Origin of the sequence: Pseudomonas sp. MPC6 (genome assembly GCF_006094435.1) — a bacterium.
Lineage (GTDB): Bacteria > Pseudomonadota > Gammaproteobacteria > Pseudomonadales > Pseudomonadaceae > Aquipseudomonas.
Genome location: NZ_CP034783.1, coordinates 2,794,273 through 2,811,385 on the forward strand (window position 1 = coordinate 2,794,273; position 17,113 = coordinate 2,811,385).

The following is a 17,113-nucleotide window of genomic DNA, read 5'->3' on the forward strand; positions in this document are numbered from 1 at the left end:
ACAACAATAATTTCCCACTGCACCACGGAGTCAACGTGAATCATCCATCTGAATCAGCCAGAATTCGCAACCATCCCCGGTACAAGGATTTGGTCTCACGGCAGCGAAGATTCGTCGCTTGTCTGACCACTGCAACCCTTGTGCCGTACTTCACGTTCATCCTCGTTGCCGCGTTTACACCCCAGCTTCTGGCGACGAAGCTTTCCACCACGAGCATGATCACTATCGGTTGGCCGCTGGGTGTCGCGTTCATTATCGGCGCCTGGTTGTTTACCGGCGTGTACATCCTGCGTGCCAATGACGAGTTCGATGAACTGACCGCGGAAATCCGCGCGGGGGCAGTCGTATGAAACCTGTATTTCAATACCTCATTGTTCCTGCACTCCTGGGCGCGGTCGCCACTGGCGCCCCAGCCGCCGACGTGTTGCAACACGTCGAAAAACAGCCGCTGAATATCACCGCGATTTCAATGTTTCTGATCTTTGTGGTGACGACCCTGGGCATTACCTGGTGGGCCGCGTCCAAGACCAAATCGATGGAGGATTTCTACACCGCCGGCGGCGGCATCACCGGCTTCCAGAATGGCCTGGCACTGGCCGGCGACTACATGTCGGCCGCGGCTTTGCTGGGTGTCACCAGCATGATTTTCTTCAACGGATTCGATGGCGTGCTGTACTCGATCAGCTTCTTTGTCGCCTGGCCCCTGTTGCTGTTCCTGTTTGCCGAGCGCATCCGGAATCTGGGGCGCATCACCATCTCCGATATCGCCTCGTTTCGCCTCGATCAAAACCGCATCCGCACCCTGACCGCCTTCGGCTCACTGACCGTGGTCTGCTTTTACCTGGTGGTGCAGATGGTGGGGGCGGGGCAGTTGATTCAATTGCTGTTCGGTCTGCCCTACAACTATGCGGTGATTGCGGTCGGTCTGCTGATGGCGGTCTACGTCACCTTTGGCGGCATGGTCGCCACCACTTGGGTGCAGATCATCAAGGCCGGGCTGCTGCTGGTGGGCGGCACCTTGCTGGCGTTTCTGGCGATGAGCAAGTTCGGCTTTTCCTTCGAGTTGTTGTTCGAAAAAGCGGTGGCCGCGCACCATGATGGCGAGCGGATACTGCTGCCCAGCAAGCTGGTGGCCGACCCGCTGTCGCTGATCTCACTGGCACTGGGCCTGGTGTTTGGCACGGCGGGGTTGCCGCATATCCTGATGCGCTTCTTTACCGTGGCGGACGCCAAACAGGCGCGTAAGTCGGTGTTCGTCGCCACTGGTTTCATCGGCTTTTTCTACCTGATCGTTGGCGTGCTCGGCCTGGCTGCGATCGTGATCGTCGGGCAGGACCCGGCCTTCTACGAGTCCGGCATTGTGGGTGGCAAGCTCATCGGCGGCGGCAACATGCCGGTGATGCACCTGGCCAAAGCCGTGGGTGGCGACTTCCTCCTGGGCTTCATCTCCGCCGTCGCGTTTGCGACGATCCTGGCGGTGGTGTCCGGACTGACCATGGCCGGTACCTCGGCGATTTCCCATGACCTCTATGTGATGGTCTTCAGGAAAAACCGGGCCGATGCCAAGGACGAGCGGCGGGTGTCGCGCATCGCTTCGGTCGGCATCGGCATCGTCGCGGTGGTGCTGGGTATTTTGTTCAAGGACCAGAACATCGCGTTCCTGGTGGCGCTGACATTTGGCGTGGCGGCCTCGGTCAACTTCCCGATACTGGTGCTTTCGATGTACTGGAAAGGGCTGACCACCCGAGGGGCGTTGATCGGTGGCATTGCCGGCCTGATCAGCGCCGTCAGCCTGGTCATTCTCTCGCCCGCGGTGTGGGTCAAGGTGCTGGGCCACGCCGACGCGATCTTCCCTTATGACTACCCGGCAATCATCTCGATGAACGTGGCCTTCCTGTTCACGTGGCTGGGTTCGATCACCGACCGCAGCAGCGCCGCAACGCTTGAGCGAGCGCGTTTCGATGATCAGCTGATCCGTGCCCAAACCGGGCTTGGCGCGTCCCAGGCTGTCAGCCATTAAAGCGGCCTCCTTGGGTACCGCAGTCCTTTCCATGTCCTGAAAAAGGAGTCAGCCATGCAATTGCGAGACAATGGCCTGAGATTCTCACCCATCACTGTCGTCCTGCACTGGATCGTCGCGTTTTCGCTGCTGTCGATCCTCTGCCTGCAGGGTTTTATCGCCCACGCCTCCGATCAGGCGCTGCGGATGGAGTTCACCAGGTTGCAAAACCTGATCGGCCTGATGCTGTTCCTGGTATCGATCTATCGGTTCTGGGCCAGGGTCACGGCTTACCATCCGCTGCCCGTGGGCACCCCCAATCCCATAGAGGTGATCATCAGTCGTTCCGTGGCGGTGGCGCTCGCCCTGGCGATGGTGCTGCTGCCGATCGCGGTCTGGGCGTCGAGGTCTGCGGCCGGGGAGGTGACGGCGCTGCCCTGGGGATTGGCGATTCCAGCGCTGTTGCCAGCCAGCCAGGCGCTGAAACAGGTCGTCGACGTGCTGTTTGATATCGGCGCCTCGTTGTTCCTGGCCGGCCTGGCCCTGCATCTCTTCGGCGCAGTCAAGAATCACTTTCTCCTGAAGAACAACACGCTCAAGCGGATGCTTGGCAAACATGTGGAGTTGTGAGCAATGAACGAAGTCAAATTCGATTTTGCCGGTAATGCCATCACTCGTTTGTGTGGCGTCAAGTTCCCGATCTTTCTCGGCGGCATGGCGGCCATTTCCGGCCCGGCGCTGGTGGCGGCAGTCGCCAATGCCGGGGGGATGGGCGTCATTGGCGGGCTGCGTCTGCCGCCGCTGGCCTTGCGTCGATGGCTGCAGGAAACCCGCGCCCTGACCGACCAGCCCTTTGGCGTGAATCTGGTGCCGCAGTTTGGCGGCCCGGATGTGTTCGAAGCGCAATTTCAGATGGTGCTTGAGGAAAAACCGCGGCTGCTGTCGCTGTTTTATGCCGAAGCGTATTCCGCCGACATGATTCCCCGGGCGAAAGACGCCGGGCTGGTGGTCATGGTGCAAGTGGGCTCGGTAGCGCTGGCGAAAAAGGCCATCGCCCAGGGGGCCGACATTATCGTGGCGCAAGGCAGCGAGAGTGGCGGTCACCTGAATCGCGGCACGATCGGCATCATGCCGTTGTTGCCTTCCATCATTGCCGTTGCCCAGGGGCGTCCGGTATTGGCGGCCGGCGGCATCACCACCCGCGACGATGTCCGGGCGCTGATGTCGCTCGGTGCGGCCGGGGTTGTGGTGGGCACCGCGTTCATTGCCACCGATGAGTCGAATGCGCACCCGCTGTACAAGCAGAAAATCGTCGAGGCGACTACCGATGACTCCGAATACCGCACGGGGTATTCGTTCGGCTGGACCTATGGCACGCCGCACCGGGTGATTCCCAATCGGGACAAGTGGAACCTGCTGCGCTTCATCGGCGGCGGCGCCCGCGCGATCGACAAGCCGCGCATGGCCCGCAAGCTGTCGCTGTACGCGGGTCAGGGCGTGGGGAAAATCCACAGTGTCGTCCCTGCTGCGCAGCGCATGGCCGAGCTTGCGTTGGGGCTGCCACTGACCAACCACGTTGTTCTGTAGGAGCAAGCTTGCTCGCGATGGACGCCAACGATAACGCGTGATACCTGAATAAACGCGTCGCGATTGGGTTCTTCGCGAGCAAGCTCGCTCCTACAGGGACCGCGTGCGGTCACCGAACCGCTTGGGTCGCGGATTTACAGAATCACCGGTCGGGCAATCTGCTCTTGCGCCATCCCGACGAACGCACTCATCGCCGAGGTAAGCATCGAGTCGTTCCTGCGAATGAACACCGTTGAAACCTTGGCAAACTCGGGGGGCAAGGTATGGCAGCGGATGCCGTGGCGCACACTGCAATTCTCGGCGATGGCCTTGGGCAGCAAGGTCACGCCCATACCCGCGGCAACGCAAGACAGGATCCCGTCGAGCGTGCCCAGTTCCATGATCTGGTTCGGCACCAGCCCGACCTGGTAAAACCAGTTTTCCAGGGTCGAGCGATAGAAGCAGCCCGTGCGGAACACAAGCACGGTCTGCTGGGGCATTTTATCGATGAGCGCGGCCAGTGACTCGAAATGACTGCTGCTGACCAGCACCAGTTCTTCCTGGAACACCTCTTCCTGCGCCAGCGCCGAGTTCTGGTGGAACCCGCCAACGAAGGCGCCATCCAGTCGATGCGCTTCAATCGCCTTGATCAGCTCGACCGTGGTACCGGTGAGGAGCGACAGCTGCACGTCGGGGAATTTTTCGCGGTACTTGGTCAGGACCTGGGGCAAGCGAATGGCGGCGGTGGTTTCCATCGATCCCAGCCGCAGCAGGCCGGTCGGGCTGCCGGTGTCCATCAAGGCGCTGCGACTCTCTTCGGTGAGTTGCAGGATACGCCGCGCATAACCGAGGAAGGTTTCGCCCGCCGACGTCAGTACGACTCCGGATTTCTTGCGGATGAACAGCTCGCGATTGAGCTCGGCTTCCAGCTCCTTCACCCGCATGGTGACATTGGACTGCACGGTGTTCACGTTGACCGCGGCGGCGGTGAAGCTGCCAAGCTCGGCCACCGCGCAGAAAATCTTCAGCTGGCGCATTTCCATGATCATTGTCACCTATCATAAAAAGTGATGGATTGCATCACGAGCCATCATTTTACTGGCTTTGTCGGCGGTTAGTAAAGTGGACAAAACAGCACTGACAAGCGTGGCGGGACGATGACACCGACTTCACACATTGACCATGTCTTTGCCGGCGGACTGGGGGTGCTAAAACCCGAGGGGCAACGGACGGGCATCTTCAAACGGAAAATTTCAGGCCCTGCTCGAGTGGAGCTGAACGGGATTGTCGTTGACCAGCACGGCGATACCAGGGTTCACGGAGGTCCGGAAAAGGCGGTGCATCACTATGCGGCGCAGAACTATGAGCGATTGGCCCAGGCGTTTGCGCACAGTGCCCCGGCGCTGATTCCCGGGAGTCTTGGTGAGAATATTTCAGCGTGCCAGCTTTCTGAGCAAAACGTGTATATCGGCGACGTGTTCCAGATGGGCAGTACAGTCCTGCAGGTCTCTCAGCCGCGCAGTCCATGCTGGAAAATCAATCATCGCTTCGATGCCGAGCACATGTCGATGTACGTCGCCAAAGAGCGAATCACCGGTTGGTACTACCGGGTCATCCAGCCGGGATTCATCGAGGCGGGGGACAGGATAGAACTGCTGGATCGGCACACCGAGCGCTTTTCCATCGACGAGTTCTGGCAGGTGCAGCTGTCGCATCGGCCCTTGATCGACGACTTGCTGGCGCTGGCGGCAACCCATGGCCTGGCCGAGGACTGGAAGCAACGTTTATCCAAACGGGCGCAGTGGCTGCAAAAGTTGCTCAGAACCGAGACAACTGCACAGCCCCGAGCGAGCTAAACCAGGACGATTCGGCTTGTCCGCATTGGCGGCCTGACAGCCGGCCTGGTCAGCCCCGGGATTTGTGTACACCCCGATTACTTGTAGGAGCTGGCTTGCCAGCGAAGGCGGCGTCACAGGCAACAATGATAGTGAATGTGCCGGCCCCTTCGCTGGCAAGCCTGCTCCTACAAGGGGTCTTTGCCGGACGCAGATTTGTGTGCGCCCCGATCACCTGTAGATACCGTCTCGATCCTCACTGAGCAAGCCTCATTACGGCCTCATCCGCCGTGCCTGTTGCGAAAGATATTTCATCATTTGTGATCCATAAGATCATTAATCATCATTTTACATGATCCGGCGGCTGACCTACTTTGGCCCTGACAGGCACACCGCCTGCCGCTTTCCTGACAACAACAAGAGATGGTTCTTATCCACCACCAGGGGACACCCGCCATGAGCAACCCGCCAGCAGCAATCGCCCACTACATTCACGGCCGCGCAACGCCAGGCACTTCAATCCGCACGCAGAACGTTACCAACCCCGCCACCGGTTCGGTCATTGGCCAGGTGACGCTCGCCAACGCCCATGACGTCGACGCGGCGGTGAAGTCGGCCGCGGCTGCTTTCCCGGCCTGGTCGGCGCTGCCGCCGCTGCGCCGCGCCCGCATCATGTTCAAGTTCCTGGCGTTGCTCAACGAGCACCGCGACACCCTGGCGCGGCTGATCACAGCCGAGCACGGCAAAGTCTTCACCGATGCCCAGGGCGAAGTGACGCGGGGCATCGAGGTCGTCGAGTTCGCCTGCGGTATCCCGCAACTGCTCAAGGGCGACTACACCGAGCAGGTCTCCACCAATATCGATAACTGGACCATGCGCCAGCCGCTGGGTGTGGTGGCCGGCATCACGCCGTTCAACTTCCCGGTGATGGTGCCGATGTGGATGTTCCCGGTGGCCATCGCCTGCGGCAACACCTTTGTGCTCAAGCCCAGCCCGATCGATCCTTCGCCCGCGCTGCTGATCGCCGAATTGTTCAAGGAGGCCGGGCTGCCGGACGGCGTGTTCAACGTGGTACAGGGCGACAAGGAGGCGGTGGATGCGCTGCTGGATCACCCCGACGTCCAGGCCGTGAGCTTTGTCGGGTCGACACCGATCGCCAACCACATCTACGAGACGGGCGCCCGCCACGGCAAACGCGTGCAGGCATTGGGCGGGGCGAAGAACCACATGGTGGTGATGCCCGACGCCGACATCGACCAGGTGGTCGACGCGCTGATCGGTGCGGCCTTCGGTTCCGCCGGCGAACGTTGCATGGCGATCTCGGTGGCGGTGTTCGTCGGGGATGTCGCCGATAAGGTGCTGCCGAAACTGGTGGCGCGCACCCGCACCCTCAAGGTGCTCGAGGGCATGAACCTGGCGGCCGAAATGGGCCCGATCGTCTCGCACGCGGCGCTGCAACGCATCACCGGCTACATCGAGCAAGGCATCAACGAAGGTGCCGAATTGCTGGTCGATGGGCGTGGCTTTGACGGCCAGCAAGCCGGTGCCGATTGTGCGCAGGGTTTCTGGCTCGGCGGCACGGTGTTCGACCATGTCACCGCCGAAATGAAGATCTATAAAGAAGAGATTTTTGGCCCGGTGCTGGCCTGCATGCGGGTGAAGGACTTTGCCGAGGCGGTCGATCTGGTCAACTCCCACGAGTTCGGCAATGGCACCGCTTGCTATACCCGCGACGGCCACATTGCGCGTGAATTCGCCAGCCGGATCCAGGTCGGCATGGTCGGCATCAACGTGCCGATCCCGGTACCCATGGCGTGGCACGGTTTCGGCGGCTGGAAACGCTCGCTGTTTGGTGACACCCACGCTTATGGCGAGGAGGGCGTGCGCTTCTACACCAGGCAGAAATCAGTCATGCAGCGCTGGCCGAACAGCATTGCCAAAGGTGCTGAATTTGCCATGCCGACTGCCAAGTAGGCATTGCTCTTTATAGTTTCGGGTTGGATGGCGGGAGGCACGGGCTGCACGCCATCCTTTTTCCCTGGGGGCGAATTTCTCGCTCCCGATTTTTTCCGCAAAGGTGAATCGCGATGCCGCTGCTCAAGTTCGACATCATCCAGGGTCGCAATGACGAACAACTCAAGGCGCTGCTGGATGTGGCCCATCAGGCCATGGTTCAGGCTTTCGAAGTGCCTGCCAGCGATCGCTACCAATGCGTCACGCAACATCGTCCAGGGGAATTGGTCCTGCAAGACACGGGACTGGGCTACACGCGCTCGGCCAATGTCGTCTTGCTGACGGTGATTTCCCGACCGCGTCCACAGCAACAGAAAACCACGTTCTACCGGTTGCTTGCCGAGAGGCTGCAAACCGACTGTGACCTGTCGCCCGACGACCTGATCGTTTCGCTGGTGGAGAACGCCGATGCGGACTGGTCCTTCGGCCGTGGCAGGGCGCAATTCCTGACCGGGGAGCTTTAGGCCCCCGCAGCCTGCTCGCGATCAACCGCGCACATTTCCTACAGGTGGTGCCATGTCCAATCCTCTGCTGTCCCTGTTGAACATCGAACTTGCGATCATTCAATCGCCCATGGTTGGCGTTTCCACCCCAAGACTGGCGGCTGCGGTGTCCAATGCCGGTGCGCTGGGTTCCATAGGCATCGGTGCGAGCAGCGTCGAACAGGCGCGGGCCATGCTGCGAGAGACGGCGGCGCTGACGGACAAGCCCTTCAACGTCAATCTGTTTTGCCACCAGCCTGCGGTGCATGACGCTGTTCGGGCCTCTCAATGGCTGAACGACCTGACTCCTTTTTTTGCCGAGTTCGGCGCCGTTGCGCCTGCCTCGCTGCGTGAGATCTATACCTCATTCGTCGAAGACCCCGACATGCTGCAGATGCTGTTGGAAGAAAAACCGGCGGTGGTCAGCTTCCATTTTGGCTTGCCCCCGCAACCGGCGATCGATGCCCTCAAGGCTGCTGGCATCCGCTTGTTGTGTTCGGTGACCAACCTGGCCGAAGCGCGGTTGGCCGAGCACGCCGGGGTGCATGCCCTGGTGGCTCAAGGTTACGAAGCCGGCGGGCATCGCGGGGTCTTCGAGCCCGGGCAGGACACTGAAATGGGGACTTTCGCGCTGGTGCGTGTGTTGAGCGCTGAATGCCGCCTGCCGGTGATTGCGGCGGGGGGCATCATGGACGGCGCAGGCATCAAGGCCGTCCTGCAACTGGGGGCCAGTGCCGCACAGTTGGGTACAGCGTTTATCCTCTGCCCGGAATCTTCCGCCAACGGCGCTTATCGTGAGGCCCTCAAAGGTCCGCGAGCACAGCAGACCCAGGTCACCAGCGTAATTTCCGGCCGTCCCGCCCGGGGCATGGTCAATCGCAACTTCACGTGCCTGGAGGCGACTGGCACGCTGCCGGATTATCCGTTCACTTATGACGCCAACAAGGCGCTCAACGTGGCAGCCGGCGTCCGCGGCAACACCGACTTTGCCGTGCAGTGGGCCGGGCAGGGGGCACCACTGGCCCGTGAAATGCCGGCTGCGGCATTGGTCAAACTGCTGGCCGCGGAAATGACAGTTGACTCGATATAAGGGCTTTTCAGCTGCGGACTGCATGTACCGGCGGTCGGGTTGGCGGAATCTTCTGTGACAGCCGTACTCGACCGTTCGATCAGCAATGGCTTTTCAATGGCGGTGATTTCCGCCCGGGGCACTCGCAATGATATCGGTCGAAGACTTCAGGACCCAATCCCACGCACTACTGATCGAACTGGACGCCGCCACGATGGGCATGATGGTGCTGGTTTCCTCCAGATGCGTTTCAGGGCCGGCGTGGGACGATGCGACCAAGAGACATCACGATGCCTATGAGGTCTGGAATGCCTTTCTCAATGTGCCAGATTCAGCCCTGAACCCGGCTGCTCACTGACATCCATCACCCCCAGACCAAGGACGATTTCCGGGCGACCTCGCGCTTCAGCGCAACGATCGGAACGCCGTGCGCAGTTCCTCGGTAAACAACTGCGGCTGTTCCCATGCCGCGAAGTGGCCACCCTTTTTCGCCTGGTTAAAGTAGATCAGGTGGCCATAGGCGCGCCTGGCCCAGCTTTCCGGCGGGTAATAGACGTCATCCGGAAACACCGTGACGGCCACCGGCAGCGTGATCTCGCTGGTCTTCTGCGCGCTTGAAGACAGCGGGCTGCGACCCATGTTCTCCCAGTAGAGCCGCGCTGCCGAAGCGCCGCTGTTCGTCAGCCAGTACAACGTCATGTCATCCAGCACCTGATCCCTGGTCGGCGACTGCCGAGGGTCGGCGCCGTACGTCCATTTGGCAAAACCTGGATGCACCAGCATCAGCGCCGCGAGAAAGGCCGGCGAGTCCGTCGCGCCGTAGCCCATCATCTGCGGCCGCGCCGCCATCATCGTGCTGTAGGCCAGGTTGCCCTGTTTGACGAGAGTGGCGACGGCGTCGTAAGTCGCGCGCTCTTCCTCGGAGAATCCCGCCGGTGCCGGCCCGCCGACAGCCAGAGCCGCGCCCGCTTCCGGTGGAATCGTCGCCGGCAGATTGAGATGAATGCCGCGCAAACCCGCCGGTGCCTGGCGCGCCATCGCGCTGGTGATCGGGCCACCCCAGTCGCCACCCTGGGCCACGTAGTGGGTGTATCCCAGGCGCTGCATCAGCTGCGCCCAGATCCGCGCGATGTGGTCCGGGTCCCAACCGGTGCCACCCGGCTTGCCAGAGAAGCCGTAGCCCGGAATGGACGGAATCACCAGATCGAATGCATCGGCAGCATTGCCCCCATGTGTGGCTGGATCGGCCAGTGGGCCGACAACCTCGACGAACTCGAACACCGAGCCTGGCCAACCGTGGGTCATGATCATTGGCAGCGCGTTCGGACTGGGCGAGCGCACCCAGATGAAATGGATATCGACCCCGTCGAGGGTGGTCATGTACTGCGGCAACGCATTGAGCTGCGCCTCCGCCTTGCGCCAGTCGTAATCCGTGCCCCAGTAGCGAACCAGCGCCTGCAACTGCGCCAGCTGCGCCCCCTGTGAGCGATCGGCAACCGTCTCCTTGTCCGGCCAGCGGGTCGCCAGGAGGCGGGCGCGCAGATCGGTGAGGTCCTTGTCCGCAATGGCGACGTGGAAAGGGCGGATGGCGTTGGCGTCCTCGGTGGGCGCGGCACTGGCGAGGGGCGAAATGGACAGCGAAAGAACAGCCAGAACGACCGCGAACAGGTGCTTCATCTTCACTTCCTCGGTTGAGGGGCGGATGGGTGATGCCGTGCTCATTTTAATGTAGACCAAGCGCCCCAAAACTCGGAAGCATCCTACGCCCTTATCGGAAACGGCCTATTTCAACTCCAGACGCCATCGTGAAAGCTTGCGGGCGCTTGAACGAGAGTGGGCATAACGCCTCCTTGTCAGCCCCACACAGACCAGGAAGGCCTGAACATGTCCAGCCAACTGCCCATCTTCTTCGACCACAGCCGCCACAAGCTGCACGTCCTCAACGCCGACTTGACCCTCGACGTCCTGGCCTTCCACGGCGAAGAACAGCTGAGCCAGCCGTTCCACTACGTCGTCGAATTCACCTGCACCAAACAGGACCTCGCCGCCGACCAGCTGCTCAACCGCGAGGCCCAGTTCAGCCTGCACCCCGTGCCGAAAAAGCTCACCTTCCTGACCAAGGACCTCAAGGTCAAACCGCTGCGCACCTTCAACGGCGTGATCACCGCCTTCAAACGCCTGTCCGGCTCCGTCGACGAAGCCCGCTATGAAATCACCCTTGAGCCGCGCCTGGCATTGCTCGCCCGCGGCCAGCAGTTCCGCCTCTATCAACACCAGTCGGTGCCGGAAATCGTCGAACAGATCCTGCGCAGCCGCCACGATTTCCGCGGCCAGGACTTTTTCTTCAAGCTCACGCGCACCTACCCCAAGCGCCTGCAAGTCATGCAATACGGCGAAAGCGACCCGGCCTTCATCGCCCGCCTGCTGGCCGAAGTCGGCATCTGGTACCGCTTCACCAGCGACGAGCGCCTGAAGATCGACGCCGTCGAATTCCATGACGACCAGCTGCATTACCAATCCGGCATCGAGCTGCCTTACCACTCACCCGCCGGCCTGAGCAGCAGCGAGCAGGACGGCGTCTGGTCCTTGCAAACCCACCACCAGGTGGTGGAACGCCAGGTCAATATCCGCACCTACCAGCACCGCGACGCCCGAGCTCACCTGGACGGCGAGATCGACCACACCCGCGGTGCGACCACCACCTACGGCGAGGCCTACCACTACGCCGAACCCTACAGCGCCCTCGGCGACCGCTACCAATTCTACGAAGACCTGCCGCCGGAAACCGGCTACTTCTACGCCCGTCTGCAACACGAACGCTACCTCAACGACCAGACCCGCCTCAGCGGCACCAGCAGCAGCGCGACCCTGGCTCCCGGTCAGGTGCTGAAAATCACCGGCGGCGCGCCCCAGGCCTTCGCCCGCGGCACGGTGATCACCCACCTCAGCACCCGCGCCGCCCGCGATGCCAGCTTCGAAGCCCAATTCGAGGCCATCCCCTATTCGGAAAGCGTGTGCTTCCGCCCGCCACTGCTGGCCAAACCGCAAATCGCCGGCACCGTCCCGGCGCGGGTCAGCAACCCGCAAAAACACGATCCCTACGCCGAAATCGACGTCGAAGGGCGCTACCGCGTGCAGTTCCTGTTCGACCGCGACACCTGGAACCCCGGCCAGGAAAGCATGTGGCTGCGCCTGGCCCGACCGTATGCCGGCGACACCCACGGCCTGCACCTGCCGCTGATCGCCGGCACCGAAGTGGCGGTGGCCTTCGAACAGGGCGACCCGGATCGGCCGTACATCGCCCATGCCCTGCACGACAGCGAACATCCGGACCACGTGACCCTGCGTGCGCGCAATTACAAACGCAACGTGCTGCGCACGCCGGCCAATAACAAGCTGCGGATGGAGGACACGCGGGGCGAGGAACACGTCAAGCTCAGTACCGAGCACAGTGGCAAGAGCCAGCTGAATCTGGGGCATTTGGTCGATGCCGAGCAGAAAAAACGTGGTGCAGGGTTTGAGCTGCGTACCGATGGCTGGGGGGCGATTCGGGCGGGGAAGGGGTTGTTCATCAGTACCGATGAACAAGCCAAGGCCCACGGCCAGCAACTCGACATGACCGCGGCTATTGAACAACTGGAAAGCGCGCTGTCGTTGGCCCGTTCCCTGGCCAATGCCGCCTACAGCGGGCAAGCGACTCCTGGCGATATCGACAGCCAGACCCGCCTGAACCAGGCTCTCAAGGGGTTGGCGCAACCGGGGCTATTGCTGCAGGCCCCGGCGGGCATCGGCCTGGTGAGTCCCGAAGCCCTGTGCCTGTCCTCCGGCAGCGCCAGCGTGGGCATCATGGCTGCGCACAACACCGACATCAGCGCCGGGCACGACGTCACCGCAGCGGCGGAAAGCGGCATCAGCCTGTTCGCAAAGCGCGCCGACCTGAAACTCAAGGCGGCCAAAGGCAAGGTCGAGCTGCACGCCCAGGGTAGCGATCTGCACGCCCTGGCCAAGACCGACATCAAGATCGAAAGCGTGGAAGGGCGCGTGGAGATCAGCGCGCCGGACGAATTGCTGTTCCGCTGCGGCGGAGCCTACATCCGCCTGAAAGGTGGCGAGATCGAGCTGGGCGCGCCCGGCAACATCTACCTCAAGGCGGCCCATGTGCAAAAGCTCGGTGGCGCCAGCCTGGACACCCCGGCCACACCGCTACCGGCGGGTTATGCCGCCGGTTACACCGTGAAAGACGACGCCCAGGCGCCGGTGTCGTTCAACCGCTACCGGATCACTACCCAGCAAGGCGAAGTGTTCAACGGGGTGACCGACAAGGATGGCCAGACCATGAGTGTGCATACGCTGGTGCCGGGGGATCTGAAAATCGAGTTTCCGGATTCAGAGCAATGGATCAGTTTTTCCGCTCCACAGGACCTGAATTATCAAGGCATCAAGTGCACCGCCACCATGGATGATGGATCGGTCCTGCAAGGTGAGTTCGACAGTGAAAACAGGGCGAATTTTTATTCTTTCGCAGGGAAGTCGTGCGTGAAATTCGAGGTGGAGAACCTGGATAACCTGGATAGCCAGCAAAGTGTACTCAGTGGTGCACAGAAATTGTTAAAGGAGCTTGCGGAGTAAATATTATGGACTCTTTTTATCGGTATTACCTGGCTCAAGAAATTCATCCTGTAGATGATGAGGTTTTGAAGACCGCCCTTGAAAGCTTTGAGGGCGCAGCACTTAAGTTTTCTGCGGATTTTATAAGCGATGCGAAACAGCGAGAAAACTATAATCGTAATGTGAAGAGGGTCAAGGCAGAGGTCTTGAATCAAGTGAAGTCGGGTAGTATTTCTGTGAGAGAAGCAGCCAAGTTCTGTTACGAAATGCGAAACAAGATTATGGATGAAGTCAGGTTAAAGACCTCTGTGCATGGGCGAGCTGTTGCGCAAAAAAGAAAAATGGTTTCTCCTGATCTGGAAAAATTAATAGAGGAGAAGGCACTTCGGAAATTTGGCAAAAAATTTTCCGATCTGAGCGGTCAGCAAAGAAATGCGATTCATTATGAGATTATAGAGTCTTCAGCGAGGCCGGATGCTAACTACAATGTGCTCAATAAGACATTAAAAATAATGGGTAAGGTGCTTATAGTTGTCACTATAACTTATGCCGCATACGACATCATTAGTGCCGAAAACAAATCAAGAGCGGCGATCAAGCAGGGAGTCACAGTAGGAGGCGGTTTTGTAGGGACCGTGGTAGCTAGTGCTGCTGTGTCAACAGTCTGTGGACCGGGAGCGCCAGTGTGCACGATCGCGCTTTTACTCGCTGGAGGATTCACTGGTGGGTGGGCTGCGACGGAACTTATCGAGTCGATGGATGATGAAACTGAAGAGTTTTCTAAATGGCAGGTCCAATAGGGCGGTGAGGGAGTGTCTTACGTTTAGTATGGGGTGATGAAATATAATTTAGGCTGCGATACGATGATTTGCAAGAAGATGTGTCAAAGGGAGGGAGGATGAATTTCGAATCGGTTAAGCTTTGTTTGGTGGTTGCGCCGCTATTGATCAGCATTGTTGGTGTAGGTGTAAATTGTTACATCGCTCATCGTGATCTTGATGTGGTGCTCAGTGTTTTTAAAAAAAGTTACGCTGTAACATACTATGGAAGGATGCCGCCGGGAAAATGGTCGTTTGCCACACGGCTTTTTTTAGCTTCAAATTTATCGGGGACCATTGCTTGGTCGAGTAGGTATATTCGACGTGGGATGCTTGATCCTGAGGAACTTGCTCGGTTGCCAGTATCGATAAAGACGCGGATGATATGGTCTTCCGTGCTTACCACTGGTGGGTTTGTAGGGCTGTGCGCAGTATTTGTTGTGCTCGTGATTTTGAAGTAACGGGCGAGTCAATAATAAAGGCACTCGTTCATAACTACTAAATTTTTAAAGTGTTGGCAGAGCTTTGGCTTTGCTGTTGTCAGGCCTCGCCCATTTCGGTTATGACTTCACTGAAACGCGACTGCCGCCTGCACGGCCCCAGTGTTTCATTAGGTACCTGCTGGAGCAGCTTGAAAATGCCTGAGGCCGGCCCCCTTGGAGAAAGGGGGCCAGTGCAACACATCACTCACGCACGTTCTGGTACAGCATCAACCGCGAAGTCTCATGCATCCCGCGAGTCAACTCCACCAAACGCTTGAACTCATCAGGGTTTTTCTCGGCCACATTATCCAGCGGCGTCTTTGAAGCCAGGTCGTGCAGCGTCGGCGAGCTGCCGTCGTGTTCCATCTGCACCATATAGTGCTGGGTGACGCCGGCAATCAACGGGAAGGTGCCTTCGCGCAATACCAGCGGCACCACACGCTCTCCCTCGGGTGCAGGTTGCTGGATGTCGCGGCCCATGCCGCTGTTGCGGAATTCGAGGCCGGCCATGCCGGCGACGGTGGGCAGCAAGTCCACCAGGCCCACGGCTTCCTTGACGTTACGCGTGCCGAGCAGGCCCGGTGCGTGGATGATCATCGGCACCGCGTTGCTTTCCAGGCCCAGTTGCTCGTAGGCCGGGGCCAGGAACGGGATCTGGGCGATGCGGGTGTTGTGGTCGCCAAACAGCACGAAAATGGTGTTGTCGTACCAGCCGCCGGCCTTGGCGATTTCCATCAGGCGACCGATGTTGAAGTCCAGCAGGCGCACGGCGTTGTACTGTTCGACACTGCGCGATCCTGCAGCCTGGACTTCGGCCAGGGTAGGGTGCTTGACCTCGAAGCCGTCATTGGTCTTGGGAATGGTGAAGGGGCGGTGGTTGCCGGCCGTCTGCACGTAGGCGAAGAACGGTTTGTCCTTGGGCAGCGCTTGCAGGATCTGGTCGGTTTCCTTGAACAGGTCGAGGTCGGAAATGCCCCAGACATCCACCACCGGGGACTTCCAGTCGCGCTCTTCGAACAGGCGAACGCCGTCGATGCTCTGTCGGATCAGGGCATTCATGTTGGCCCAGCCGGAGTTGCCGCCGATGGTGTAGAGCTTCTCGTAACCGGTGAAGGCGTTGATCAGGGTGTGCTGTTTGGTGATCAACGGATTACGGGTCGCGGTTTCCTGGCGAGTGACGTCAGGTACTCCGCTGATGCTGGCCCAGACGGTTTTCGCGGTCCCGGTCACCGGCACGTAGAAGTGCTCGAAGAACCAGCTCTGCGTGGCCAGGCGATCGATGTTCGGGGTCGGATTGATCGGGTTGCCATAGGCGCCGACGGCGCTGGTGCCCAGGGATTCGAGCATGACGAACATCACGTTCGGTGGGCGGTTGCCCGGTACTTTGTAAGGTTGCGGCGCCTGGTGACGGACGAAATCAAGGCGTTGCGGGTCAGGTTGTGCGACCCCCAGGTACTTGGCCATGACGGGATAGTGTTGGCGCACCTGCGCTTCGTCGTAGCGCGACTGGCCGACCTTGACCGTGTCGTAAAGGAAAATCACCGGGTTCAGGCCCAGTGCGGCGACCTGGTTGTTACCCGAGAAGAACGCGTCGCTCCAGCGCAACGGCACCGGGTTTTCCAGGTTCATGTTCTCGACACGGCCCAGAATGCCCAGCAACACCACCACCACCATCACCGCGCTGCCCCAGGTGACGGAGAGCGGGTGAATGACTTTGCGCGGGCGGTCCAGGGTCACGCGTTCCAGGCGCACCAGAGCCAGGGTCACCAGGGCGACGGTCGCCAGCCAACCCAGTGAAATCCAGATCACCGGGTAGGTCTGCCAGACCATGTCCCGGGAGATTTGCGCATCTTCGATAAAACGCAGCACGGTGGCGTTGATTCTCACGCCCAGGTACGCGTAATGGCCGAAATCGATGATGTAGATCAGCAGCATGACGCTGAAGATCGCGGCCAGGTACACCCGTGCGATGCGGCGCAGCAGGCGGCTGGTGGTGAGGTTCCAGCGCGGGATCCACGCCAGCAGCGCCACTGGCAACATCACCAGGATGGCCAGGCGCAGGTCGAAACGAAAGCCGATGCCCAGGGTTTCCAGCACGGCCGGTTCAGCGCTCAACGCGTTGGCGTCAAAGCCGGAAAAGCCGAAGAAGAACACCACCCGCAGCAGTGCAAACAGCACAAACGCAATGGCTATTGCGCCCAGCCAGTAATGTAAACGTCTCGATTGCAGCCAACCCATCCA

At 60.1% G+C, this 17,113-nt stretch carries 15 protein-coding genes; 12 read left to right on the top strand and 3 right to left on the bottom strand.

Annotation, left to right across the window (positions count from 1 at the left end; genetic code table 11):
* The first annotated feature begins 35 nt into the window (after positions 1–35).
* The 4 genes from ELQ88_RS15120 to ELQ88_RS15135 are packed head-to-tail and all read left to right on the top strand — an operon-like array spanning position 36 to position 3,586.
* Entirely contained in the window at positions 36–350 is a 315-nt protein-coding gene (locus tag ELQ88_RS15120; RefSeq protein WP_138966011.1) for a DUF485 domain-containing protein, read from the top strand.
* Positions 347–2,020 (top strand): cation acetate symporter, encoded by a 1,674-nt coding sequence (locus ELQ88_RS15125; protein WP_138966013.1) that lies wholly within the window; start codon positions 347–349, stop codon positions 2,018–2,020. Before ELQ88_RS15120 ends, ELQ88_RS15125 begins: the two co-directional genes overlap by 4 nt.
* A gap of 54 nt (positions 2,021–2,074) precedes the next feature.
* Positions 2,075–2,629: a cytochrome b/b6 domain-containing protein gene (locus ELQ88_RS15130; protein WP_138966015.1), complete on the top strand. Its 555-nt coding sequence runs from the start codon at positions 2,075–2,077 to the stop codon at positions 2,627–2,629.
* Positions 2,630–2,632: 3 nt separating this feature from the next.
* Complete coding sequence (locus tag ELQ88_RS15135) at positions 2,633–3,586, top strand: nitronate monooxygenase (protein ID WP_128873217.1); 954 nt, start codon at positions 2,633–2,635, stop codon at positions 3,584–3,586.
* A 134-nt stretch (positions 3,587–3,720) separates the two neighbouring features.
* Here the strand turns inward: ELQ88_RS15135 and ELQ88_RS15140 are convergent, their stop codons facing one another.
* Entirely contained in the window at positions 3,721–4,608 is an 888-nt protein-coding gene (locus ELQ88_RS15140; RefSeq protein ID WP_128873216.1) for a LysR family transcriptional regulator, read from the bottom strand.
* Between the two features lie 114 nt (positions 4,609–4,722).
* On the opposite strand from ELQ88_RS15140, the gene ELQ88_RS15145 reads away from it, so the two are divergent.
* The 5 genes from ELQ88_RS15145 to ELQ88_RS15165 all read left to right on the top strand — a co-directional run bounded on the left by ELQ88_RS15145 (position 4,723) and on the right by ELQ88_RS15165 (position 9,322).
* Entirely contained in the window at positions 4,723–5,421 is a 699-nt protein-coding gene (locus tag ELQ88_RS15145; protein WP_138966017.1) for an MOSC domain-containing protein, read from the top strand.
* Between the two features lie 435 nt (positions 5,422–5,856).
* Complete coding sequence (locus ELQ88_RS15150) at positions 5,857–7,374, top strand: CoA-acylating methylmalonate-semialdehyde dehydrogenase (RefSeq protein ID WP_128873214.1); 1,518 nt, start codon at positions 5,857–5,859, stop codon at positions 7,372–7,374.
* Positions 7,375–7,487: 113 nt separating this feature from the next.
* Complete coding sequence (locus tag ELQ88_RS15155) at positions 7,488–7,877, top strand: tautomerase family protein (RefSeq protein ID WP_138966019.1); 390 nt, start codon at positions 7,488–7,490, stop codon at positions 7,875–7,877.
* Positions 7,878–7,929: 52 nt separating this feature from the next.
* Positions 7,930–8,985 carry a nitronate monooxygenase gene (locus ELQ88_RS15160; protein ID WP_138966021.1) on the top strand — a complete coding sequence of 352 codons (1,056 nt, stop codon included), beginning with the start codon at positions 7,930–7,932 and terminating at the stop codon, positions 8,983–8,985.
* 127 nt (positions 8,986–9,112) lie between these two features.
* A complete protein-coding gene (locus tag ELQ88_RS15165) occupies positions 9,113–9,322 on the top strand; it encodes a hypothetical protein (RefSeq protein WP_138966023.1) in 210 nt (69 codons plus the stop codon).
* A gap of 47 nt (positions 9,323–9,369) precedes the next feature.
* Here ELQ88_RS15165 and ELQ88_RS15170 read toward each other — a convergent pair whose 3' ends face one another.
* Complete coding sequence (locus ELQ88_RS15170; protein ID WP_138969527.1) at positions 9,370–10,641, bottom strand: epoxide hydrolase; 1,272 nt, start codon at positions 10,639–10,641, stop codon at positions 9,370–9,372.
* Positions 10,642–10,848: 207 nt separating this feature from the next.
* Between ELQ88_RS15170 and vgrG the strand changes: the two genes are divergently transcribed.
* The 3 genes from vgrG to ELQ88_RS15185 all read left to right on the top strand — a co-directional run bounded on the left by vgrG (position 10,849) and on the right by ELQ88_RS15185 (position 14,851).
* Positions 10,849–13,593 (top strand): type VI secretion system tip protein VgrG, encoded by a 2,745-nt coding sequence (gene vgrG / locus ELQ88_RS15175; RefSeq protein ID WP_138966025.1) that lies wholly within the window; start codon positions 10,849–10,851, stop codon positions 13,591–13,593.
* Between the two features lie 5 nt (positions 13,594–13,598).
* Entirely contained in the window at positions 13,599–14,372 is a 774-nt protein-coding gene (locus tag ELQ88_RS15180; protein ID WP_138966027.1) for a hypothetical protein, read from the top strand.
* A 98-nt stretch (positions 14,373–14,470) separates the two neighbouring features.
* Positions 14,471–14,851, top strand: a complete 381-nt coding sequence (locus ELQ88_RS15185; RefSeq protein WP_138966029.1) for a hypothetical protein — start codon at positions 14,471–14,473, stop codon at positions 14,849–14,851.
* A gap of 222 nt (positions 14,852–15,073) precedes the next feature.
* On the opposite strand, the gene ELQ88_RS15190 is transcribed toward ELQ88_RS15185, so the two are convergent.
* Positions 15,074–17,110 carry an alkaline phosphatase family protein gene (locus ELQ88_RS15190; protein WP_138966031.1) on the bottom strand — a complete coding sequence of 679 codons (2,037 nt, stop codon included), beginning with the start codon at positions 17,108–17,110 and terminating at the stop codon, positions 15,074–15,076.
* Positions 17,111–17,113 lie beyond the last annotated feature (3 nt).